This window comes from Sphingorhabdus sp. (genome assembly GCF_046154385.1).
Lineage (GTDB): Bacteria > Pseudomonadota > Alphaproteobacteria > Sphingomonadales > Sphingomonadaceae > Sphingorhabdus_B.
In genome coordinates, this window is the sequence record NZ_JBJXFW010000044.1 from 18955 (window position 1) to 41132 (window position 22178).

Consider the following 22178-nt stretch of genomic DNA (forward strand, 5'->3'; position numbering starts at 1 on the left):
AAACGGAGTTATTTTATTGTAATATAATTGCTAGGACTTGAAACTAGCAAAAAGAAACGGAAGTTTAAGTCAGTCTTACTGTCCTATTTAGGTGGTTTTGGCGTGACATGTGCCATTTGCCAGTCTATGCGCAACGCTATGTAAAGGAGCGCGTCGTGGCAAAAGATCCCATGCTGAAATTCGTATCGATGGCACAGGCTTACCCTGAAAAACGCGCGCCGGAAATGCGCGCCGAGGATTTTGCCGAGATTGCGAAGCGCTATGCGCCTGATGACGCCGCAGATCAGGCATCGCGCTGTTCGCAATGTGGCGTGCCTTATTGCTCGGTCCATTGCCCGTTGCACAACCACATCCCCGACTGGCTCCGCCTGACCGCCGAAGGGCGTTTGCGCGAGGCTTATGAACTGTCCAACCTGACCAGCACGATGCCCGAAATCTGCGGCCGCATCTGCCCGCAGGACCGGCTGTGCGAAGGCAATTGCGTCATCGAATTTTCGGGCCATGATGCCGTCACCATCGGCTCGGTCGAAAAATATATCACCGATACCGCATGGGAACAGGGTTGGGTCGAACCCATTGAAGTCGGCGCGCCACGCGGACAATCGGTCGGCATCATCGGCGGTGGTCCCGGCGGGCTGACGTCGGCGGAATATCTGCGGGTCGCGGGCTACGATGTTCATGTCTATGACCGGTATGACCGTATGGGTGGATTGCTGACCTATGGCATCCCCGGCTTCAAGCTGGAAAAGGATGTCGTAATGCGCCGCATCAAGCGACTGGAAGACAGCGGCATCATCTTCCATGCCAATTTCGAAGTGGGGCGTGATGCCTCACTTGATGATCTGCGGGCGAAGCACGATGCCGTCCTGATCGCAACCGGCGTCTACAAGGCACGCGACATCAAAGCACCGGGTATCGGCCTTGACGGCATTGTCCCTGCCCTTGACTATCTAACCGCCTCCAACCGCAAAGGTTTTGGCGACATCGTCGAAGCGTTTGACAGCGGCGCGCTGAATGCCGAGGGCAAAGATGTTGTTGTCATCGGCGGCGGTGACACCGCCATGGACTGCGTGCGTACTGCCGTCCGGCAGGGCGCAAAGTCGGTCAAATGCCTCTATCGCCGCGACCGCGAAAATATGCCGGGGTCGCAGCGCGAAGTCGCGAACGCCGAAGAGGAGGGCGTCGAATTTGTCTGGCTGTCGGGGCCCAAGGGCTTTGACGGCACCGACAAGGTCGAGCGGGTCCATGTCTCCAAGATGCGGCTGGGCGCACCTGACGCATCGGGCCGCCGCGCGCCGGAAAATGATCCGGCCGGCGACTTCACGGTGAATGCCGATCTGGTCATCACCGCCCTCGGTTTTGAAGCCGAAGACCTGCCCGTCCTGTTCGGCGCGCAGGATCTGAACGTCACTCGCTGGGGCACCATCCGTGTCGATCACACGACCCAGATGACCAATCTGGACGGCGTCTTCGCCATTGGCGATATCGTCCGGGGCGCAAGCCTCGTCGTATGGGCCATCCGCGACGGACGCGACGTTACGCAGCATATCCACAACTGGTTGCAGGCCAAGGCAAAAGCGGCAAAAGTCGCGGCCTGACCTTTGGGAGAACTACTATGCTGAAATCCGCATTACTGGCCCTTTCGCTGACCGCATCCTCTTTTGCGCTGACTGTTTCCGCCTCTGCCGAAACGCCTGCCGCAACGACCGCGCCTGCACCGGTGGACCCGGTGCGCCTGAAACTGGCGGAGCAAACGGTAGCTAAGCTGATCCCGCCCGGCACCTACCAGAAGATCATGAAGGACATGATGGACACAATGGCGGGCGGCATCGTCGACCAGATGATGGGGATGGATGCAGCCACCATGGCGGGGATGGCTGGCGAAGATGTAGGCAGCGAAGCGGCGGCCGCGGTCAAGGGCAAGACAATGGCCGAAATCCTCGCCGAGGCAGATCCGAATTTCAAGGAGCGCATGGACATCACGATGAAGGTGATGTTCACCGAGATGGGCGACCTTATGAGCGCCATTGAACCAACCGTCCGCGAGGCCTTGGCCAAAATCTATGCGCGCAAATATAGCGCCAAGGAATTGGCCGACATGAACAGCTTTTTCGCAACGCCCAGCGGCGCGGCCTTTGCGGGCAATTTCATGGCGACCTTTACCGACAAGGAAATGATGGATGCCTCGTTCGGCATGATGCCAAAGATCATGGAAGCCATGCCCGCGATCATGAAAAAGGTGCAAGCGGCAACCGCGCATCTTCCGCCGCCGCCCAAGCCGGAAGATGAATTGTTGGACGAAGCAGCAGCAGACGCAGCAACGGAGATCGAGGCGTCAAAACCTTTTGCCGCCGAGACTGGAGAAGAGCCGTGGTATATCGAAGATAACTGGACGTCTGCGAACAGGATAAAAGTAAGAAAGCTCTCTGATACTTACATCAAAGCGAGCGAAAAGTCTGAAGCCGTTGCTGTAAAATATGATGAAGCTCAGAGCGTGGCTATCGACGAGGCACGCCAGCGCTTCCTCGCGCAGGGGTGGAAGCCTGAACCGGCACCCGAGCCCATAGCCGCCGAAGACATCCCCGACAACGCCGTCCCGCCACCCGCAGCGCCCAAATAACGGACCCCACGCATGACACACCATTTCCCCACCCCCGAACATGAGCGCCTCGCACGCGAGGGCATGTATCATCCCGAATCCGAAGGTGATGCCTGCGGCGTCGGCTTGGTCGCGGCGACTGATGGCAAGCCGTCGCGGCGCGTCGTTGCGGCGGGGATCGAGGCGCTGAAGGCGGTGTGGCATCGCGGTGCGGTAGACGCGGATGGGAAGACGGGCGACGGCGCGGGTCTGCATATCGACCTTCCGGTGCGTTTTTTCGATGACGCGATTTCGGACAGCGGCCACCGGCCGATGCCCAACCGCTTGGCCGTCGGCATGGTCTTCCTGCCACGTACCGATTTGAGTGCGCAGGAAAATTGCCGCACCATTGTCGAGGCGGAAATCATCGATGCCGGTTACACCATCTACGGCTGGCGGCAGGTACCTGTCGACGTGTCGGTCATCGGCACCAAAGCACAGGCGACGCGTCCGGAAATCGAGCAGATCATGATCGCTGGACCAATGCCCGACGAATTGGACGCGACCGAGTTCGAGAAAAATCTCTACCTCATCCGCCGCCGGATCGAGAAGAAGATCATCGCCGCGCAGATCCGCGATTTCTACATCTGCTCGCTGTCGTGCCGGTCGATTGTCTACAAGGGTCTGTTCCTTGCCGAAAGCCTGTCGGTCTTTTACCCCGACCTTCAGGACGACCGCTTTGAAAGCCGGGTCGCGATTTTCCACCAGCGTTATTCGACCAACACCTTCCCCCAATGGTGGCTGGCACAGCCGTTCCGTGGCCTTGCGCATAATGGCGAAATCAACACCATTCGCGGCAACCAGAACTGGATGAAGAGCCACGAGATCAAGATGGCCTCCATCGCTTTTGGCGCGCAGTCCGACGATATCAAGCCGGTGATCCCCGCAGGCTCATCGGACACCGCTGCGCTGGATGCCGTGTTCGAAACGCTCGTCCGCTCGGGCAAGGAAGCGCCGACCGCCAAGCTGATGCTGATCCCCGAAGCGTGGCAGTCCAATCCCAATATCCCCGCCACCCACCGCGCGATGTATGAATATATGGCCTCCGTTATGGAGCCATGGGATGGCCCTGCTGCTCTTGCCATGACCGACGGGCATTGGGCCGTCGCCGGCGTCGACCGCAATGCCCTGCGTCCGCTGCGCTATAGCCGGACGTCAGACAATTTGCTCGTCATCGGTTCGGAAACCGGAATGGTCGTGCTGCCGGAATCGACCATATTGGAAAAGGGCCGCCTCGGTCCGGGCCAAATGATTGCCGTCAATCTGGACGAGGGCAAACTCTACCGCGACGGGGAGCTCAAGGACCGGATCTCTGCCGAGCAGGATTATGGCGCGCTCGTCAAAGGGTTCCGCCGGATCGCCGATTTGCCCGAAGCGTCGGGCGACGCGCTGCCCACATGGAGCCGCGCCGAATTGACCAAGCGCCAGATTGCCGCAGGCATGACGCTTGAGGATGTGGAAATGATCCTCGCGCCGATGATCGAGGATGGCAAGGAAGCCATCGGGTCGATGGGCGACGACACCCCGCTCGCCGTGATCAGCGACAAGCCGCGCCTGATCAGTCAATTCTTCCGCCAGAATTTCAGCCAGGTCACCAACCCGCCGATCGACTCCTTGCGCGAACGGCATGTGATGAGCCTGAAGACACGCTTTTCAAACCTTGCCAATATTTTGGACGAAAAGAGCCAGAATGCCGACGTTCTGGTGCTGGAAAGCCCCGTGCTGACCGCGGCCGAATGGCACCGGTTGAAGGCCGCCTTTGGCCCCGTCGCCGCCGAGATTGACTGCACCTATGATATCGCCGCCGGACAGGAAGGTTTGCGCGCGGCCATTTCCCGCATTCGCGAAGAGGCCGTCGAAGCCGTCCGCATGGGCAAGTCGGAGCTGTTCCTGACTGATGAGAATATCGGCCCCGACCGCGTCGCCATTGCCATGATTCTGGCGGCGGCTGCCGTCCACACGCATCTCGTCCGCAATGGCCTGCGCAGCTATTCGTCGATCAATGTCCGTTCCGCCGAATGTCTGGATACGCATTATTTCGCCGTGCTCGTTGGCGTCGGCGCCACCACGGTCAATGCCTATCTGTCCGAAGCTGCCATTGCGGACCGACATGCCCGCGGGCTTCTGGGCGATATCAGCTTGGAAACAGCGGTGGGTAACTACCGCACGGCGGTCAATGAAGGCTTGCTCAAGATCATGTCCAAAATGGGCATCGCGGTGATCTCCAGCTATCGTGGCGGCTATAACTTCGAAGCGGTTGGTCTCAGCCGCGCACTCGTCAACGACTTCTTCCCCGGCATGCCAAACAAGATTTCGGGCGAAGGCTACCACTCGCTCTACGTCAACGCACGCGACCGTCATGCCGATGCCTTCGACAGCGCGGTTGCGCGACTTCCGGTCGGTGGCTTCTACAAGCAACGCAATGGTGGCGAAGAACATGCCTATTCGGCGGGCCTGATGCATTTGTTGCAAAGCGCCGTCGCCAACGACAGCTATTCGACCTACACCCAATTTGCGCAGGGCGTGAAGGAATTGCCGCCCATTTACTTGCGCGACTTGCTCGAATTCAACTTCGCCAAAGAGCCTGTGGCGATTGACGAGGTCGAAGCGATCACGGAGATCCGCAAGCGTTTTGTGACGCCGGGCATGTCCTTGGGCGCCCTTTCGCCCGAAGCGCATGAGACGCTGGCCATCGCCATGAACCGGATCGGCGCAAAAGCGGTATCCGGCGAAGGTGGCGAGGACAGCAAACGCTTCAAGCCTTATGAAAATGGCGACAATGCCAACAGCGTCATCAAGCAGATCGCGTCGGGCCGCTTTGGCGTTACCGCCGAATATCTTGGCGCATGCGAAGAAATCGAAATCAAGGTCGCCCAGGGTGCAAAGCCCGGCGAAGGCGGGCAGTTGCCCGGTTTCAAGGTGACCGAGATGATCGCACGGCTGCGGCACTCGACCCCCGGCGTCATGCTGATCTCGCCGCCGCCGCATCATGACATCTACTCGATCGAAGATCTGGCCCAGCTGATCTACGACCTGAAGCAGATCAATCCGCGTGCACGCGTCTGCGTCAAGCTGGTGAGTGCGGCGGGCATCGGCACGATTGCGGCGGGCGTCGCCAAGGCACATGCCGATGTCATTCTGGTTTCCGGCAATGTCGGCGGCACAGGTGCATCGCCACAGACCAGCATCAAATATGCCGGCACGCCATGGGAAATGGGCCTGTCCGAAGCCAATCAGGTGCTGACCCTCAACGGTCTGCGCCACCGCATCAAGTTGCGTACCGACGGCGGCCTCAAGACCGGCCGCGACATTGTGATCGCCGCCATATTGGGCGCCGAAGAATTTGGCATCGGAACGCTCAGTCTCGTTGCCATGGGCTGCATCATGGTGCGGCAATGCCATTCGAACACCTGCCCTGTCGGTGTCTGCGTGCAGGATGAAGAGCTGCGCAAGAAATTCACCGGCACACCGGAAAAGGTCATCAACCTGATGACCTTCATTGCCGAGGAAGTGCGCGAAATCCTCGCCAAGCTCGGCTTCCGCAGCCTTGACGAAGTGATCGGTCGCACCGAATTGCTGCGGCAGGTAAGCCGGGGTGCAGAGCATCTCGACGATCTCGACCTCAACCCGATTCTGGCGAAGGTCGACGCGCCTGACAGTGCACGCCGTTTCTCCATTCCGACATTCCGCAATGAAGTGCCGGACAGCCTTGATGCCCAGATGATCCGGGATGCAAAGCCCGTATTTGAACGGCGGGAAAAGATGCAGCTGACCTATAATGTCCGCAACACGCATCGTGCCGTCGGAACGCGTTTCTCGTCCGAAATTACGCGCCTCTATGGCATGAAGGATCTGGCCGAGGACCATGTCCATGTCCGCCTGCGCGGTTCGGCAGGACAATCACTCGGTGCATTTCTGTGCCAGGGCATCACGCTCGAAGTTTTCGGCGATGCCAATGACTATGTCGGCAAGGGCCTTTCCGGCGGGACGATCATCGTGCGTCCGACGGTCAGCAGTCCTCTCGACAGCCAGCATAACAGCATTATCGGCAACACCGTCCTCTACGGCGCGACCTCGGGCAAATTATTTGCCGCAGGACAGGCGGGCGAACGTTTCGCCGTCCGCAATTCCGGCGCCCATGTCGTGGTGGAAGGCTGCGGCTCAAACGGGCTGGAATATATGACGGGAGGTATTGCCGTCATATTGGGTGCAGTCGGCAGCAATTTCGGGGCCGGGATGACGGGCGGCATGGCTTTTGTTCTGGACTTGGATGACACGTTTAAGAGCAGCGCCAACTCCGACAGCATCGTCTGGCAAAGGGTAGAGAGCGCATATTGGGAAGACCAGCTCAAATCACTCATCTTGGCACATGCTCGGACAACCGACAGCGCGTGGTCGCATTCCATTATCGAAGATTGGGACCGTAGGCGGGGCGAATTTTGGCAGATATGTCCGAAGGAAATGCTCTCACGCTTGGCGCATCCGCTATCGGATAATGAAGCATTGGAAGCCGCCGAGTGAGAGTAAAGCGACGGACTGAACCCCGGTTCTAGTTGAACAGCCAACTGCCAAGCAAACGATTGAACGGAAACGTAAAGAATCCCGCCACCAAAAGCGCGCCTACCACAAAACCACGCGCCTGCCCACGATGGCGTCGAACATCGCGCCGGCGGGCCGACAATATGAGAACCGGTACTCCGATAAGTGTGACCACCGACAGAATATGGATAAGACTCAATCCACCCTTGTTAATGAGCCGCACGTCAAAGCTAATCAGCGCCGTGGTGAACATACAGATAGCCCAAATCCATCCAAGCAGCCGGTGTTTGCTATCTCCGCGTTTTCGTAGAAGGATGAATGGCGTGATCGCCAACGCTATGGCCAAAGTGCCAAGATGAACCCATAGTTGCAAAGATAAAATGGCCCATTGCGCCCGCCCTTTGAACACCGCGATAGTTGCCGCACATAGCAAAATGAAGGCAAGTACAGCCGCAACTTTTTCGAGCGTATCAGGAGCCAGGGATTTGTCATAACGTGTCCCACGCTTGCCGAAATAATCCTGAAACGCGTTGGCCAAATTCAATCCCTTCATTATGTCTTGACTCGATAATATGTGAAAGGGGAGTGGAAGATGCGCAAGCTATTTTTGGTCGTGCCTGCAGCCGCGTTTGCATGGGCCGGACCCGCATCCGCGGATGCAAATCTCGATCTCAAAAATCTTGTCGATGCCTATTGGTCGGATGTTTTGAAAGAAGCACCGATTTTTGCAAGCTCACTGGGCGTTGATAGCCACGCAACGGAAGTTGGTGACTATAGTTTGGCGGCACTGGACAGGAGGGCGGCGGCGGCAGCCGCTTTTCTGGAAAAACTGAAGTCTATTCCGATGGAAAAGCTCGACGCACCGGGCAAGGTCGAGGCTGGTATTTTGGCCCGCAGTTTGAACAGCACGATCGAAGGAAATCGCTTTGGTCAGCGCGTTATAAATTTCACCACATATTCCAGCTGGCACCAGAATTTCGCCGGCATGGCGAACAACCTGCCCTTCCGCACCAAGGCCGACTATGAAAGCTACAATGCGCGGCTGGCGCAATATGCGGCGTTGAACGACCAGAATATCGACGTCGCCAATGTCGCAATTCGCGGGAAATATACGCAGCCCTGCGAAACGTTGGAGGGTTTTGAGGCGACGGTGACCGGCCTGATCGTAGCCGACCCGAAAAAGGCACGCCACTTTGGTCCCTATACCCGCGCCAAGCCCGAAAGCCTGACGACCGCCGAGTTCGATGCGTTGGCGGTAGAAGCGGCGAAAACAATCGAGACTGTCGTCTACCCCGCCTTGCGCAAGCAGCTCGACTGGTATGTGAAAAGCTACAAACCAGCCTGCGCGAAAGCCCCCGGCGTGTCGGCCCAGCCGGGCGGTGCGGCCTATTATAATTTCCGGATCCGCGAGGAAACGACCACCAATCTGACTGCCGATCAGATCCACGATATCGGCCTTTCGGAGGTGAGCCGCATCAAGAGAGAGATGGTCGAGGTTGCGAAAAAGGCGGGCTATGAAAGCCGCGAGACCTTTATCCAGCATCTGCGGACCGACCCGCAATATTATGCCAAGACGCCCGAAGAGTTGATGGAAAAGACCGCGCGGGTCGCCAAGTTTATTGACGGAAAAATGCCTACCCTTTTCGGCAAGCTCCCGCGGCTGCCCTATGGCCTGCGCGAAATTCCGAAGGAAACGGCAGAGGGAACAACGACCGCCTATTATAACCCGGGATCGCCCGAAGTCGGCATTTCGGGCACCTATTATGTCAACACATCCAAACTGAACCAGCGGCCCTTTTGGGAAATACCGGCGCTCAGCATGCATGAGGCAGTTCCCGGCCACCATCACCAGATCGCGCTGCAACAGGAACTCCCGCTTTCAGACTTCCGCAAAAATGGCGCCTTCTTCACCGCCTTTGTCGAAGGATGGGGGCTTTATTCGGAGCGTCTTGGACTTGAGATCGGCCTCTACGACACGCCTGCCAAGGATATGGGCCGCCTGTCCTACGAAATGTGGCGCGCCTGCCGGCTTGTTGTCGACACCGGCATTCATGCCAAGGGGTGGACGAAGCGGCAGGCGATTGATTTCATGACCGAGGCTAGTGCGCTTTCGGCGGCAAATATCGAGGCCGAGGTCAACCGCTATATCAGCTGGCCGGGTCAGGCTTTGGCCTATAAGCTGGGTGAGCTAAAAATTCGCGAGCTGCGGACGATGGCGACCCGGGAGCTTGGGCCCAAATTCGACTTATCGGCTTTCCATGATCATGTGCTTAACCAGGGAGCCGTTCCGCTGGACATATTGGAAGCGCAGATCAAAGATTGGATCGAAGCTGAAAAGTCGAAAAATTGATGACGAAGTGCTTAGGGTCAGGACCCTAGGGTCCCGACCCCAGCCTTATTTAGGTTCCGGTAGAGATTGCGTTTCGGAACCGTTGCGCTCGGCGGCTTCCTTTGCGTCCATTTCCGCCTGTAATCGTGCTTCGCGTTCGGCACGACCTTTTTCAAATTCTTTGACTCGCTCTTCAACGGCGGCAGCCTCTGCATCGATGCCTGCCATCCGCTTGGTCCGCTCGGCAGCAATCAGACGCCCGAATGTAATGCCGGGATCTTGTGCCTTTTCCGCATAAGCACGGTCGATTTCTTTCAGGCCGCAGCCGGTAAATCCGCCGGCACCCGATGGGGAACAACTTAACGTCCCGCTGGCCCCGACATATTCATATGCTTGCACCCTATTCAACCATGCCTGATTTTGGGGGCTATTCGGATCGCTCCGCAACGATGGCGGAATCCGATAGCGATCCGCCTCATTCATACGCGCGCATACGACGATTTCATCCCCCGTGCTTTGCGGGCATTCGTCATCGCCATAGACAATCAACTGGTTGATTTTTTCATCGCTCGGCTGGGTCGCGCCGGTTTCCTGGGCGATCGATGCAGACGACATCAATATTGCGGTCGTCATCAAAAAAGTCTTGGCCATAAGGTTCACGATGAAATCTCCGGAAAATCTGGTCACGGTTTGGGACACCACCGCTGAACGGGCGATTAAGATCATAGCCGCTTCGAAACCGCGATTGCCGTCCTGCAACCCAAACGAATGATTGCGCTCATCACCGGATAGGCGGGGGCCCGTTCTGCGCCCTGCGCCAAAGCCGTTGCTTTATGTTCCAGTTCATCCGCCTGAAAATCCAGCACCATCTCCGACAATTCCGGGTCGCTATCACCCAGCTCTTCCAGTTGCTCGGCATAATGACGGTCGATTTCGGTTTCCACCGCAACTGTGCACGCCATGGCCGCTTCTGGCCCGATTGCCGCCGTAACCGCGCCCAAAGCAAAACCTGCGATATCCCATATCGGGTGAAGAACCGTGGGCCTGACGCCGCGCTCCGCCATCATCGCGTCAAAGGCGGACAAATGCCGTTCTTCTTGCTCCGCCATGTGGGCGATGCTGCGCGCGGCGGGTGTTCTATCTCCCATGACTGCAAGCTGTCCGGCATAAATCCGTTTGGCACCATATTCGCCCGCCTGATTTACGCGAATCATGCTGGCGATTGCCCGGGAATGCTGTTCTGCGGTCTTTAAGATGCTTTGCTGCGCCATATGGATATCAAGATGGCGATTGCACTGCCTGTCGACAAGAGGAAATTATATCCGGCAAGCGAAACGCCGAATAAAGTCCATGGCGCGGTGTCGCAACGGATCAAAGGCGCATTCATAATCGACTTTAACAATTCATCGCCACTTCCGGATATGGTCGCGGTGCAAGCCGTCAATCCTTCCCACCAGCCATATTCAACACCGGCGTGGAAGCCGCCGATCACGCCGCTCGACAAAATACCCAGCGCGGCCAGTGCAACCAGAGCCTTGCGGTACCCGGGGTTACTGACAAAAAAAGCGATCGCCGCCAACGCTGCGGCCTCAAAATGGGGGTAACGTTGCCACCAGCACATTTCACACGGGTATAAACCGCCAACATATTGCGACCAGTAAGCTCCCGACAGCAAAGCGGCCGGTAACAGAAATGCTAACCAATGCGCGAACCCGAATTTTCCGGTCATGGCTTAGTTCTGCGCCTTGCCCTTAATGGGTTTTTCGGCCAGTTTCATCGTTTTTGCACCCAATCGGTTGAGTGTTTCCATTGCGTAATGCAGTTGGAAATCAGCGATGCCCTTTGCTTTCAACTGTTCGGCAGTCATCGCGAACCGGGGGTCATCGCCGATGTCTTCTTCCAGCTCTTTTGCATCATCTTGCATTTCATTGATAAGATGGCGGCGCAAATCGGACTCGCGAATGGCTACACGTTTTTTGTAATCGGGGTCTGACAGCTGGGGCACTTGAATATCTGGCTTTATCCCGCCCTCCTGCACAGACCGGCCCGATGGCAAATGATACCGCGCAACGGTCAGGCGCAAACCTGTCTCACGGGTCAGGGGAAGGACATTTTGGACCGAACCTTTGCCAAAGCTGCGTTCACCCATCACCAGGCCACGATGATGATCCTGAAGCGCGCCGGCAACAATTTCCGACGCAGACGCAGAACCTGCATCAACCAACACGATTATGGGTGCACCACCTGTAACATCGCCTGGGACAGCGCGCTCAGCCCACCAGCGCTCAATATCCCGCTTGTCGCGTCCACGCTCAGATACAATTTCGCCGCTTGCCAAAAACGCATCGGAAACGGCAACCGCTTCGTCCAATATGCCGCCGGGATTGGATCTGAGATCGACAATATATCCCAATGGCTTGCCGCCCAGTGACTTTTTGATGCTGGAAACAGCCGCAACAACGTCGGCGCCAGTTTCTTCGGAAAAACCCGTTATTGTGATAAGGCCGATGCGGTCTTTCACTTCCCAACGGACCGGTTTCAGATCGATTATCGCTCTCGTTATGGTCACATCAAATGGGGCATCGCGGCCGGGGCGAACGATAGTCAGACGTATTGACGTGCCGGGTTCGCCGCGCATCGCTTCAACCGCTTCGTCGAGTGTTCCTCCGAAAATCAGCCTCCCGTCCAGATGCGTGATATAGTCACCTGATTTGATACCAGCCTTGTCGGCGGGGGTGTCTTTGGTGGGGGCAATCACTTTTACCGCTTCGTCTTCAAGTGTTACCGAGAGACCAAGGCCACCATATTCGCCATCAATCTGTGTCTGCAAATTGCTGAAATCCGACTTGTTGAGGAAACCGCTATGGGGGTCGAGGCTTGCCAACATTCCCTGAATGGCGCCTTCCATCAACTGCTTGTCATCGATCTTGTCAACATAGCTCGATTTGACCTTTTTGTAGACGGCCAAAAATTGTTCGAGCTCCCGGATTTGATCGGCCTGAATTTGAGCGGTGGATTTTTGCTCCGCGTTTTGCGCCAATAAGACCGAAGCCGGCACGGCGAAGGCCAATGCGAGTGCAAGTGAAGAGGGCAACAAGCGAATTTTCATCGGATAATCCAGTTCTTAAATCAGGATGATTCGTATATCGTGCATGAACCTATGGTGAAAGCGCGTTTACCACGAAAGGGGAATTAGACCCGACAAGCGTCGGACGACAAGTCAGCGCAGCATCGCTGCGATATCCATGACCCGGCCATTTTTCCGCAATTCAACCCCGATTTCGCCCGTTTCCTTGCTCGCAACACCCAGAACAGTACCTTGCCGAACCGACTGTCCTTTGGCCAATTGCAACGCGTCCATGTGCGTAATCAAGCTCGTCCACCCGTTGCCATGTTCGATAATCACGATCTTGCCGTAGCTGCGATATTGTCCGGCAAATGTAATATTACCGTCGGCAGGTGCGACTATTGGAGCAGAGTCAGCCACACGGATCCGCAAACCACGTTCTCGATAGCCCGTGGCGTTGAGTTCCATGAAACCCGACACCACGTTTCCGTTAGCCGGTATAATATAGGCAGTTTTGCGGGCCGGAACCATCTGCTTCGCGCCATTTCGCAAAAGTGGTCCGGCCAATGCAGCAAGTTCCTGTGCCCGGGCGCTGCCAATTCTTTGGATATCTATGCGGCCGACAATATCACGGGCGCGTTCGCCCTGCGCGATGGAACGTTCAAATTCGATAGCGGCATCGGCGGACAGATCAGACGCTTTACCCCGCGCATTACCCTCAAGCCGAGCCAGCGCCGTTCGGCGACTTTTGAGACGAATGCGGGCATCGTCAAGCGTTTTCAATGCCAAAAGCTCCTGTGAACGCAGTTCATTTTGTGCCGCAATTTGCCGCCGGAGCGCGTTCGTTTTTTGTACAATTTGGGGTTGCACCGTCGCCATAACGGCGCGCAAATGTACATAGTCTTCGCGATGGCCGGGCTGCGCCATCATCAATGCGGTGGGTCGACCGGTCATTTGCTGCAACGCTGCGTTCAAGCGCAATATTGGTTCGCTTTCCTGCCCCAATCGTGATCTTTGCGTCCGCTGCCGACGACTTATTATGTTTATGCGGGCATTAGCCGCTTCAATCTGAGCTTCCGCGCTGGCGATTTCAGCAGACAAAACAGCCCTTTGCACCACAAGCCGGTCAGCAGCGTTTTCGGAGTTATTGGCCTCTTGCCGCAATAGCTCGCTCCTTCTTTCGGCAAGCATCGCACGCTGTTTCGCAACTTTAAGCGCAGCTATTTGCGATGCCGCGTTCTGCGACGTCTGGGCCAAGAGCGTTGCTGTAAAGCCCAAAGGCGCGATAGCCAAAATCGCCAATGATAACCAGAAACGCAATCGACTACCCTTCCCGATGATAGGGGTGATTGGCAATAATCGACGTGGCACGGAACAATTGTTCAGCAAGCATGGCACGCGCCATCAAATGCGGCCATGTTGCTTTACCAAAAGCTATCAACCGATCCGCCGATGCACGTTCGGCATCACCGAAGCCATCCGCAGCACCAATCAAAAAGCGGGTCTCTCGTATGCCGTCGTCCTGCCATTTTTCCAGAAGGCGGGCCAGTTCGACCGAACCAAGCTGGTCGCCTTTTTCGTCAAGCAGGATAGTTTTGTACGGCGTATCAGGGGACGGAATTTCACCACCTCGATCAGGAAGTTCGCTATGCTTTACCGGCCAGCTGATCCGTTTAAGATACCGCTCTAATATTTCAAATTCTGGCGTCCGTCCAATCTTGCCACGGGCAATAATATGCAAACGCATTGCCATATTGGGGTGACGCCGGGGTCAGGCCGATGCAGTTTCAGGCGCGTCTCCGAATGCCCACATACGCTCCAGATTATAAAAGCTGCGGACTTCGGGCCGAAACAGGTGTACGATCACATCTTCAGCATCAATCAAAACCCAATCTGCCGACGGCAAGCCTTCGATCCGGGCGTGACGACCGGCCTGCTTGATCCGCTCGGTCAGCTTTTGCGCCATCGATGCAACTTGCCGCGAAGAACGGCCGGAAGCCACGACCATATGGTCGGCGATGTTGCTTTTACCTTCGAGTGGAATCGTCACAACGTCCTGCGCTTGATCGTCATCGAGCGATTTTAGAATGAGTTCATGGAGCTTTTCAGGGCTCAATACGGGTCCTTTGGCCTTTACGGCGGATGGGACGGAAGCGGAATTTATCAAGTGTGCTCCTTACAGAACAATTTTATGGGTAACGCCATCGCGGGCGCCAGTTCCTGAAAATCGTTGATACCAATGGGGGTCGGCACGGCGAATTGCGGTTGCCGAACGAGGATCTGGACGAAAGCGCAAAAAGACAAGCGCTGGCGTACTCCATCTTGTCCAGTGATGATGCTGGGACGGACGCCGGACAAACCGTCTGAACCAAGCCATCGCGGGACCCGCAACAGCGTTCGCATCATAGCCGGGTCTGGCGATAACTGCAATCGGCATCAATCGCGCGATTGCTCTCCATTGGCGCCAGTGATGAAATTGCAACAGATTATCCGCGCCCATGATCCAAATAAACCGTATTTTGGGGTAGCGCGCGACCATTTTACGCAAAGTATCAATTGTGTATATTGTGCCTAAATCCCGCTCAATCGCTGTCACCTTTATCCGGCTGCGGCGGGACATCTGCTTTGCAGATGCCATTCGGGCGGATAGCGGTGCCATATCCTTTTTGGACTTTAGCGGATTACCCGGCGAAACCAGCCAATAGCAAGCGTCGAGATGGAGTGTCCTGGTTGCAAGCAGACTGATCGCCCGATGCCCACCATGTGCCGGGTTGAACGACCCCCCCATCAGACCGACGGTTTTCAAGGGCGGGTTTGCCCCTGGCCAAGCACGAGCCATTTATAGGTCGTCAAACCTTCAAGCGCCACAGGACCACGGGCGTGCAGTCGGCCGGTGGCGATACCAATTTCCGCGCCCAACCCGAATTCACCACCGTCGGCATATTGGGTAGATGCGTTGTGCATGACGATAGCGCTGTCGACTTCTGCCAGAAAACGTTCGGCAATTTTTTCATCACCAGTGATAATAGCATCGGTATGGTGTGAACCGTGCCGCGCAATATGGCCCATGGCATCCTCAAGCCCGGCAACCATCCGCACCGAAATGACCGAATCGAGATATTCGGTATCCCAATCTTCTTCTTGAGCGGAAACGGTTCGGGAATCGAGTTCCATGACCATATCATCCGCGCGCACTTCGCACCCCGCGTCGATCAAGGCGGCGACCAGCTTGGCTGGTGCTGCGTAGTCCTGATCAATCAGCAAGGTCTCGGTCGCCCCACAAATGCCAGTTCGCCGCATCTTGGCATTGACGATAATTTCTTGGGCCATTTCGGGATCGGCTTGGCTATGGACATATGTGTGACACAGCCCATCCAAATGGGCCAGCACGGGAACCCGAGCCTCATCCTGGACCCGTGCGACCAAAGATTTCCCACCGCGCGGTATGATCATATCGATGGCACCTTGCGCGCGCAGCATAGCGCCGACAGCCATCCGGTCCTGCGTGGGAACCAATTGCACTGATTCTGAGGGCAGGCCAGCTTGAGTTACGCCGGTTACCATTGCGTGATGAATGGCCCGATTGCTGTGCACCGCTTCACTGCCGCCTCGCAAAATAACAGCATTGCCGGAACGCAGAGCGAGCGCTGCGGCATCGGCGGTGACATTGGGGCGACTTTCATAAATTATACCGATCACGCCGACCGGAATACGCACGCGACGCATCGTCAAACCGTTAGGTTGCGTCCGCGTATCAATAATTTGCCCGACCGGATCTTCAAGAATTGCGACCTGGTCCATCGCCTCGGCCATCGCCGCGATGCGTTTTTCATCCAATTTCAGGCGATCAAGCAGCGCATCGGAAAGATGCGATGCGACACCGGCCGCCATGTCCAAAGCGTTGGCCGCCAAAATTTTCGGCGTATCGATTCGCACGGCTGATGCAGCATATTTAAGCGCGGCCGATTTATGATCGTCGGTAGCACGCGCCAAAATATGTGCCGCTGAACGGGCCTTGGTCGTCATATCCGCGATCAAATTTTCGCAATCCACGTCAGTTTCAGTCATAGTAAAAGGCTCGTAAAGAAACCGCGGAAAAAGGGGAAGTACCCAGCTGAAATATGCGTGATTCCGCTAAAGCGAATCACAATACGATTAACGCACTGATTTTAATGACTATAAAAATTGGCACCAAATTTCTCCGATTTTTTTCGCATTTCTTTTTGGTGTCTTGATAACGATTTACACGGTTCACCTTGAGACTCGCCCGATTCGTCACGACTCCTACTTCTCCGATTCGCTTGCATCAGGCCTAGCTGCTAGCGGCAATGCACAAATAAAAAATGGGGTGGGTCGTGTCACTACAGACCAGAATAACTGGCTGGAAAAGCCAGATTGCTGGATGGTTTATTGACCGCGAGTTTTTCATGCGGGCCAATGGCCAAGTCCGGTTCTTAAAGATCAGCGCAGAGCTGCAACGACGGGTTGCGGGTTCGGTGGCTTTGGTGGTGGGCGTCTGGCTAATCATCACATTGGGTATGGCGGTCAATCAGATCAGCGTTTCAATTGATCGATTGGCGCTTGACCGAAAAGAAGCCAAAATAGAATCTGCCGAAGAACGTGTCGCCAACTATCGCGGTTCCATTGACGAAGTCACCCAAGATCTTGAACGGCGCCAGAAAATGCTCGAAAGCTTGAGCGACCAGTATCTCGAAGATTTGCCGGAAACATCGCGGCCCGCACCCCAAAACAGAACAGAAGACCAAACAGTCAAAAAGATTAGCGCTCTTGTGCCGGAAGCCGCAGGTCTGGCGCGTATCGAAGCACGACAAATACAATTTGCCGAAATGATGACAAAAGTGGCGCAGGCACGCACTCAAAAAGCTGAAGCCGCCATTCGCAAATTTGGCCTGAACCCAAATGTTTTGGCCCGTGAAGCGAGCGCATCACAAGGTGGCCCTTTCGAAGCATTTTTTGGCGATGCGACGCAAGAGGTGCGCGACCCGAGATTTACAAGACTTGCAGCTTCGCTTGGGCGCATGGATGCAATGGAACGCGCATTGGCCGCTATTCCAACCTCTATGCCTGCCGCTGTCATGCTGATGTCCAGTGGTTTTGGTTATCGCAGCGACCCCTTTACAGGTGCGGGCGCAATGCACAGCGGGCTTGATTTCAAAGGCCCGGTTGGCACACCGATTTTGGCCGCTGCAGATGGCAAAGTAACTTTTTCGGGATGGCAGGGCGGCTATGGTAATTGCATAGAAATCACCCATGCTAATGGTTTGGTAACGCGTTATGCCCACTTATCGCGCGTGAATGTTTCACTGGGCCAGAAAGTTGAGCGCGGCTTTCAAATCGCACGGATGGGCAGCACCGGTCGTTCAACCGGAAGCCATCTGCATTTTGAAGTCCGGCTGAATAATCAGGCCATAAATCCACGGAAGTTTTTGGAGGCAAATCCCGATGTTCTCGAAGTCCAAACCGTCGCCGGAAGCCGCACTTCCGCAAGCTCAAAGGCACAATGAGAGCGTGCGTAATAGCTCAAGCCACACATTTTCAATTATCGCGTCCGACGTCGAAATTGTCGGGAACTTAAATGCACGCGTGGACTTGCATATTGATGGCAAGATTCAAGGCGATGTCACGTGCGGCAATTTGGTCCAGGGCGAAAGCAGTTTAATCGCCGGGAAAATTGTGGCCGAGTCCGCTCGTTTATCGGGACATGTCGAAGGCTCGATTGAAGCAACCGACCTGGTAATTGAGGCAAAAGCCAGAATAACTGGTGACGTAGTCTATACTAACCTGACCATTGCACCGGGTGGCCAGATCGAAGGCAAGTTCAAGCACAAATCGTCGGGTGGCGCTCCGAGTATCAGCCGGACAACAGTAGATATCGGTAAAGCTGCCGACCCGCTTATTCTTGGAAGTGCTTCCAAGGTAGCTTGAGTCCACGCTGGCCGCCGAGCCGTCTTTTCAATTCACGTTTAAGAATAACAAAAATGGCCCGAACCAAGCCTTGGTTCGGGCCTTTAGTTGGATGTTCGCGGGAGGAACATCTTGAGGAGGCGGAGCGTAAAAGGAGAGGAGAGAACGCCCCGCCGCCAAGCTTTGAAACTCAATAATTGTAGGCGCGTTCTCCATGGCTGGAGAGGTCGAGACCTTCGCGTTCCGCTTCTTCGGTCGGACGCAGGCCCAGCGTAAACTTGAGGCCGTAGAAGAGAACCGCCGAGACGAGGCCGGTCCACAGAACCGTAGTGCCAACAGCCCACAGTTGCGAGATCAGCTGGTCAACCATCACATATTCGCCGGGAACGGCCGGGAAGACGGTATAGTCAATCCAGCCCTGACCACCGAGTGCCGGATCGGCAACGATAGCGGTCCCGATGGCACCCACGATACCGCCAATGCCGTGCACGCCGAAGACGTCGAGCGTGTCGTCATATTTCAGCTTGTTCTTCACGACTGCCACGAAGAGGTAACAGACAGCCGATGCGACGAAGCCGAGAAGGATCGACGTCATAGGTGCTGCAAATCCGCTTGCCGGAGTAATCGCGACCAGACCTGCAACCGCACCTGTCACCGCGCCGAGCAGCGAAGGCTTGCCGTGGTGCAGTTGTTCAATGATGCACCAGGCGACAGCCGCTGCGGCGGTGGCGACAAAGGTGTTCATGAAGGCGAGGGCTGCGATACCGTTCGATTCAAGGTTCGAACCGGCGTTGAAACCGAACCAGCCCACCCAGAGAAGCGAAGCGCCGATCATGGTCATGGTCAGGCTGTGCGGAGGCGTAGCTTCTTTGCCAAAGCCCACGCGCTTGCCGATGATGAGGCAGCCGACCAGGCCAGCGATACCGGCGTTGATGTGGACAACGGTGCCGCCTGCGAAATCGAGCGCAGCTTTACCCCAGAGGAAACCTACATCCGTCGGTGCATCGACGAGGAAGTCGGGTCCAGCCCAGTACCACACCATGTGCGCGATCGGAAAATAGGCGAAGGTCAGCCACAACACCGTGAAGATCATCAGCGGTGTGAACTTGATGCGTTCGGCGAAGGCACCGACGATCAGCGCGGGCGTGATGCAGGCAAAGGTCATCTGGAAAATGACGAAGGCATATTCCGGAATATACACATTGTTGCTGAACGTCGCCGCGTAGGTCGTCGTGCTGACGCCTGCGAGAAACGCCTTGGAGAGGCCGCCGATGAACGGACCGCCGCTGGTGAAGGCAAGGCTATAGCCATAAGTTACCCAGACAAGCGCCGCGACCGAAACGATCATGAACACCTGCATCAGCAGGCTGAGCATATTCTTGGTGCGGACAAGGCCGCCGTAGAAGAGTGCAAGTGCTGGAATCGACATCAGCAGGACCAGCGCGGAGCTGATCAGCATCCATGTGGTGTCGCCCTTGTCGACCATCGTCGCCATCTGCTCGACTGTAGGAGCCTTGATGGGACCTTCGGCAACTGCGGCAGTCGCTGCCGCGGCACCATCGGCTACTGCTTCGGCAGCCTCCTGTGCAAAGGCGGGCAGAGCAGCGAACAATGTCGCCCCCGCCGCGCCTATGAATTTGAGTGTTTTGGACATTTTATGGTTCCCCTAGCTTGATAGTGTCGCGTCAGAGCGCGGTTTCGTTAGTGTCGCCGGTCCGGATGCGTAACGCACCGGCAAGCTCGAATTCGAAAATCTTGCCATCGCCAATTGCGCCGGTTTCGGCGGCATGCTGGATGGCTTCGATCACCGCAGGTGCCTGATCGGTTGCACAGGCAATCTCGATCTTCACCTTGGGTACCATGTTGGTTTCATATTCCGCGCCGCGGTAGATTTCGGTCTGGCCCTTTTGACGGCCAAAGCCTTTGACCTCGGTCACTGTCATGCCCGACACACCAAGCGCGGTCAGCGCTTCGCGGACCGGGTCAAGCTTGTGCGGCTTTATCACTGCTATAATATATTTCATGCACACCCCCGTTGGTTGTGCAGTGCAATATGCAAACGCCGTGCCAGAATCGCGGAGTCGCGGAATCGGTTGGTTTTGCGTCCCGACTCGCCCTGAATCAAATCGGGAACATGTTAACACTTGCTTAAATATTGAGCAGCAGCATTTGACTGCCTAAATATTGAGCAGTTCTATCCTATGTGCAGTGCCGCCCAAACGGGCAGATGGTCCGATGCCTGTTTGGAGAGCGGCGAGACATGGCAGTCCGCCTCTGTCACCTGAATATCGTGGCTCACCACGATCCGGTCCAGCCGCGCCACGGGGCGGGCCGTGTGGAAGCTTTTGGGGGTTTGAACCAGACGATGGTGATGAAAGGCCAGCTCGCTCAAGGCGCCGCTGTCCGACCATTGGTTGAAATCGCCCATCATGACCGTGGGCATCAGCCGGGGACAGGCATCAATCGCGGCCAGCAGTGCCCGTACCTGCTTGCGCCGCCAAAGCCCCGAAAGGTCGAGATGGACGCCAATGACGCGCAAGGAATGACCTGCAACCGACAGCTCCGCCATCACCGCTCCGCGAGGTTCGAGGGTCGGCATTTCGATGGGCTCCGCGCGACGCACTTCGATCCCCTTGCGGACCAATATGGCGTTGCCGTGCCAGCCGATGGCAGCCGGACGAAAGTGCAGGGGCACCGGCATCCACGATGTTTCCGCCTCCAGCATGGCCAAGGGAAGCGCGCTGACCCGCGCACCGAAACGGCGGTCCACCTCCTGCAAAGTAATGATGTCCGCGTCGATCTCGTTCAAAACGCTGATGATGCGCGCCGGATTGCGGCGTTGGTCCAACCCAACCGCCTTGCGTATATTATAGGTCGCCACCTTGATCGCATGGCTCATGCGCTGTCCGCCTCGCGCAGAATCATTTCGGCCTCGTCCCGTTCATCCTCGTGCACCATCAGGCGGACAGGAATGGCGAATGCGGCGCTGTCGGCAATATTCATTCCGGCATCGAACGTGACCGCGAGCAGCCCGTGGGATTCGAGAAGCGTGCGGGCGATTTCCGCCTCTATGCCGTTTGGATAACGGGCGATTTCGACAAGTGACATGCCTCGGGCTAGTTCGTTGGCCCAAAATAACGGTCTGTCGGTCGGGTCGGCAGTCCGTCAATACTCTTTGTGCGTCCTTTTGTCTTGGTAAGCCAAGCTTCTGGATCGGCTTGTGCATGATATTTGGTTAGCGTTTCGCGTTCACGATCCAGCGTCATGATCGGCACGCCCCATCCACAACTGCCTTGCACGCTTTCAACGTCGATCACAAAAATCTGCCGTGTTCCCGGGAGGAGTTCAAAATGCGCCGCCAGTGCATCCCATCCGTCATCTTGCGGAAGAACAGGTCGGCCCTGACCATAAATCCGCAAAATAAGGGCCGGGCGGTCGAAATCGCAAAACATAATCGTAATTCGCCCGTCGGCCTGTAAATGGGCATGAGTTTCATTTCCTGACCCGGCAAGATCAAGATACGCAACGCGTGTCGGCGACAGCACGCGGAATGCATCATAGCCCTTTGGCGACAGATTGATGCGGCCATTTGCTGCGGCTGTAGCGGTAAAAAAGATCGGTTGCCTGCCAATCATTTCGATCTGCTTGTCTGTCAGTGAGTCGGTAAAATCAGCCATGCC

General features: G+C 56.3%; 21 protein-coding genes. 6 read left to right on the top strand and 15 right to left on the bottom strand.

The window, feature by feature from the left end; all coding sequences use genetic code 11:
* Positions 1-155 precede the first annotated feature (155 nt).
* Genes ACKVOS_RS08240 through gltB form a run of 3 tightly spaced genes read left to right on the top strand, consistent with a single transcriptional unit; the run spans position 156 to position 7159 of the window.
* Positions 156-1598, top strand: coding sequence for an NAD(P)-dependent oxidoreductase (locus tag ACKVOS_RS08240; RefSeq protein ID WP_409211533.1), 1443 nt, complete (start codon positions 156-158; stop codon positions 1596-1598).
* 17 nt (positions 1599-1615) lie between these two features.
* Positions 1616-2620, top strand: a complete 1005-nt coding sequence (locus tag ACKVOS_RS08245; protein WP_409211534.1) for a hypothetical protein — start codon at positions 1616-1618, stop codon at positions 2618-2620.
* A 12-nt stretch (positions 2621-2632) separates the two neighbouring features.
* On the top strand, positions 2633-7159 hold the full coding sequence (gltB, locus tag ACKVOS_RS08250) for a glutamate synthase large subunit (protein ID WP_409211535.1): 4527 nt from the start codon (positions 2633-2635) through the stop codon (positions 7157-7159).
* 28 nt (positions 7160-7187) lie between these two features.
* Here gltB and ACKVOS_RS08255 read toward each other — a convergent pair whose 3' ends face one another.
* Positions 7188-7730: a DUF2306 domain-containing protein gene (locus tag ACKVOS_RS08255; RefSeq protein ID WP_409211536.1), complete on the bottom strand. Its 543-nt coding sequence runs from the start codon at positions 7728-7730 to the stop codon at positions 7188-7190.
* 39 nt (positions 7731-7769) lie between these two features.
* Between ACKVOS_RS08255 and ACKVOS_RS08260 the strand changes: the two genes are divergently transcribed.
* A complete protein-coding gene (locus ACKVOS_RS08260; protein WP_409211537.1) occupies positions 7770-9527 on the top strand; it encodes a DUF885 domain-containing protein in 1758 nt (585 codons plus the stop codon).
* A 45-nt stretch (positions 9528-9572) separates the two neighbouring features.
* Here the strand turns inward: ACKVOS_RS08260 and ACKVOS_RS08265 are convergent, their stop codons facing one another.
* From ACKVOS_RS08265 to ACKVOS_RS08305, 9 genes are all read right to left on the bottom strand, one after another.
* Entirely contained in the window at positions 9573-10232 is a 660-nt protein-coding gene (locus ACKVOS_RS08265; protein ID WP_409211538.1) for a hypothetical protein, read from the bottom strand.
* Positions 10229-10777 (bottom strand): demethoxyubiquinone hydroxylase family protein, encoded by a 549-nt coding sequence (locus tag ACKVOS_RS08270; protein ID WP_409211539.1) that lies wholly within the window; start codon positions 10775-10777, stop codon positions 10229-10231. The genes ACKVOS_RS08265 and ACKVOS_RS08270 overlap by 4 nt, the downstream gene beginning before the upstream one ends.
* Positions 10756-11235 (bottom strand): disulfide bond formation protein B, encoded by a 480-nt coding sequence (locus ACKVOS_RS08275; protein ID WP_409211540.1) that lies wholly within the window; start codon positions 11233-11235, stop codon positions 10756-10758. The genes ACKVOS_RS08270 and ACKVOS_RS08275 overlap by 22 nt, the downstream gene beginning before the upstream one ends.
* Positions 11236-11238: 3 nt before the next feature.
* Positions 11239-12615, bottom strand: a complete 1377-nt coding sequence (locus ACKVOS_RS08280) for a S41 family peptidase (RefSeq protein WP_409211541.1) — start codon at positions 12613-12615, stop codon at positions 11239-11241.
* Between the two features lie 111 nt (positions 12616-12726).
* Entirely contained in the window at positions 12727-13893 is a 1167-nt protein-coding gene (locus ACKVOS_RS08285; protein ID WP_409211542.1) for a murein hydrolase activator EnvC family protein, read from the bottom strand.
* A gap of 4 nt (positions 13894-13897) precedes the next feature.
* Positions 13898-14320, bottom strand: a complete 423-nt coding sequence (locus tag ACKVOS_RS08290; RefSeq protein ID WP_409211586.1) for a 23S rRNA (pseudouridine(1915)-N(3))-methyltransferase RlmH — start codon at positions 14318-14320, stop codon at positions 13898-13900.
* A 24-nt stretch (positions 14321-14344) separates the two neighbouring features.
* Positions 14345-14689: a ribosome silencing factor gene (rsfS, locus tag ACKVOS_RS08295; RefSeq protein ID WP_409211587.1), complete on the bottom strand. Its 345-nt coding sequence runs from the start codon at positions 14687-14689 to the stop codon at positions 14345-14347.
* 60 nt (positions 14690-14749) lie between these two features.
* Positions 14750-15379, bottom strand: a complete 630-nt coding sequence (locus ACKVOS_RS08300; RefSeq protein WP_409211543.1) for a nicotinate-nucleotide adenylyltransferase — start codon at positions 15377-15379, stop codon at positions 14750-14752.
* Positions 15376-16641, bottom strand: coding sequence for a glutamate-5-semialdehyde dehydrogenase (locus ACKVOS_RS08305; RefSeq protein WP_409211544.1), 1266 nt, complete (start codon positions 16639-16641; stop codon positions 15376-15378). The genes ACKVOS_RS08300 and ACKVOS_RS08305 overlap by 4 nt, the downstream gene beginning before the upstream one ends.
* 287 nt (positions 16642-16928) lie before the next feature.
* Here ACKVOS_RS08305 and ACKVOS_RS08310 point away from each other — a divergent pair, with 287 nt between their 5' ends.
* Both ACKVOS_RS08310 and ACKVOS_RS08315 read left to right on the top strand, forming a co-directional pair.
* Positions 16929-18098 carry a peptidoglycan DD-metalloendopeptidase family protein gene (locus ACKVOS_RS08310; RefSeq protein ID WP_409211545.1) on the top strand — a complete coding sequence of 390 codons (1170 nt, stop codon included), beginning with the start codon at positions 16929-16931 and terminating at the stop codon, positions 18096-18098.
* Between the two features lie 4 nt (positions 18099-18102).
* Positions 18103-18519 carry a polymer-forming cytoskeletal protein gene (locus tag ACKVOS_RS08315; RefSeq protein ID WP_409211546.1) on the top strand — a complete coding sequence of 139 codons (417 nt, stop codon included), beginning with the start codon at positions 18103-18105 and terminating at the stop codon, positions 18517-18519.
* 169 nt (positions 18520-18688) lie between these two features.
* Here the strand turns inward: ACKVOS_RS08315 and ACKVOS_RS08320 are convergent, their stop codons facing one another.
* The 5 genes from ACKVOS_RS08320 to ACKVOS_RS08340 all read right to left on the bottom strand — a co-directional run bounded on the left by ACKVOS_RS08320 (position 18689) and on the right by ACKVOS_RS08340 (position 22175).
* Positions 18689-20152 carry an ammonium transporter gene (locus ACKVOS_RS08320; protein ID WP_409211547.1) on the bottom strand — a complete coding sequence of 488 codons (1464 nt, stop codon included), beginning with the start codon at positions 20150-20152 and terminating at the stop codon, positions 18689-18691.
* A gap of 31 nt (positions 20153-20183) precedes the next feature.
* Positions 20184-20522 (bottom strand): P-II family nitrogen regulator, encoded by a 339-nt coding sequence (locus ACKVOS_RS08325; RefSeq protein ID WP_143776951.1) that lies wholly within the window; start codon positions 20520-20522, stop codon positions 20184-20186.
* Between the two features lie 170 nt (positions 20523-20692).
* Positions 20693-21397 carry an endonuclease/exonuclease/phosphatase family protein gene (locus ACKVOS_RS08330; RefSeq protein ID WP_158901964.1) on the bottom strand — a complete coding sequence of 235 codons (705 nt, stop codon included), beginning with the start codon at positions 21395-21397 and terminating at the stop codon, positions 20693-20695.
* Positions 21394-21606, bottom strand: coding sequence for a DUF2007 domain-containing protein (locus ACKVOS_RS08335; RefSeq protein ID WP_409211548.1), 213 nt, complete (start codon positions 21604-21606; stop codon positions 21394-21396). Before ACKVOS_RS08335 ends, ACKVOS_RS08330 begins: the two co-directional genes overlap by 4 nt.
* A gap of 8 nt (positions 21607-21614) precedes the next feature.
* The gene (locus tag ACKVOS_RS08340) at positions 21615-22175 is read right to left on the bottom strand and encodes a pyridoxamine 5'-phosphate oxidase family protein (RefSeq protein WP_409211549.1); all 561 of its coding nucleotides are present in this window, start codon (positions 22173-22175) and stop codon (positions 21615-21617) included.
* Positions 22176-22178 lie beyond the last annotated feature (3 nt).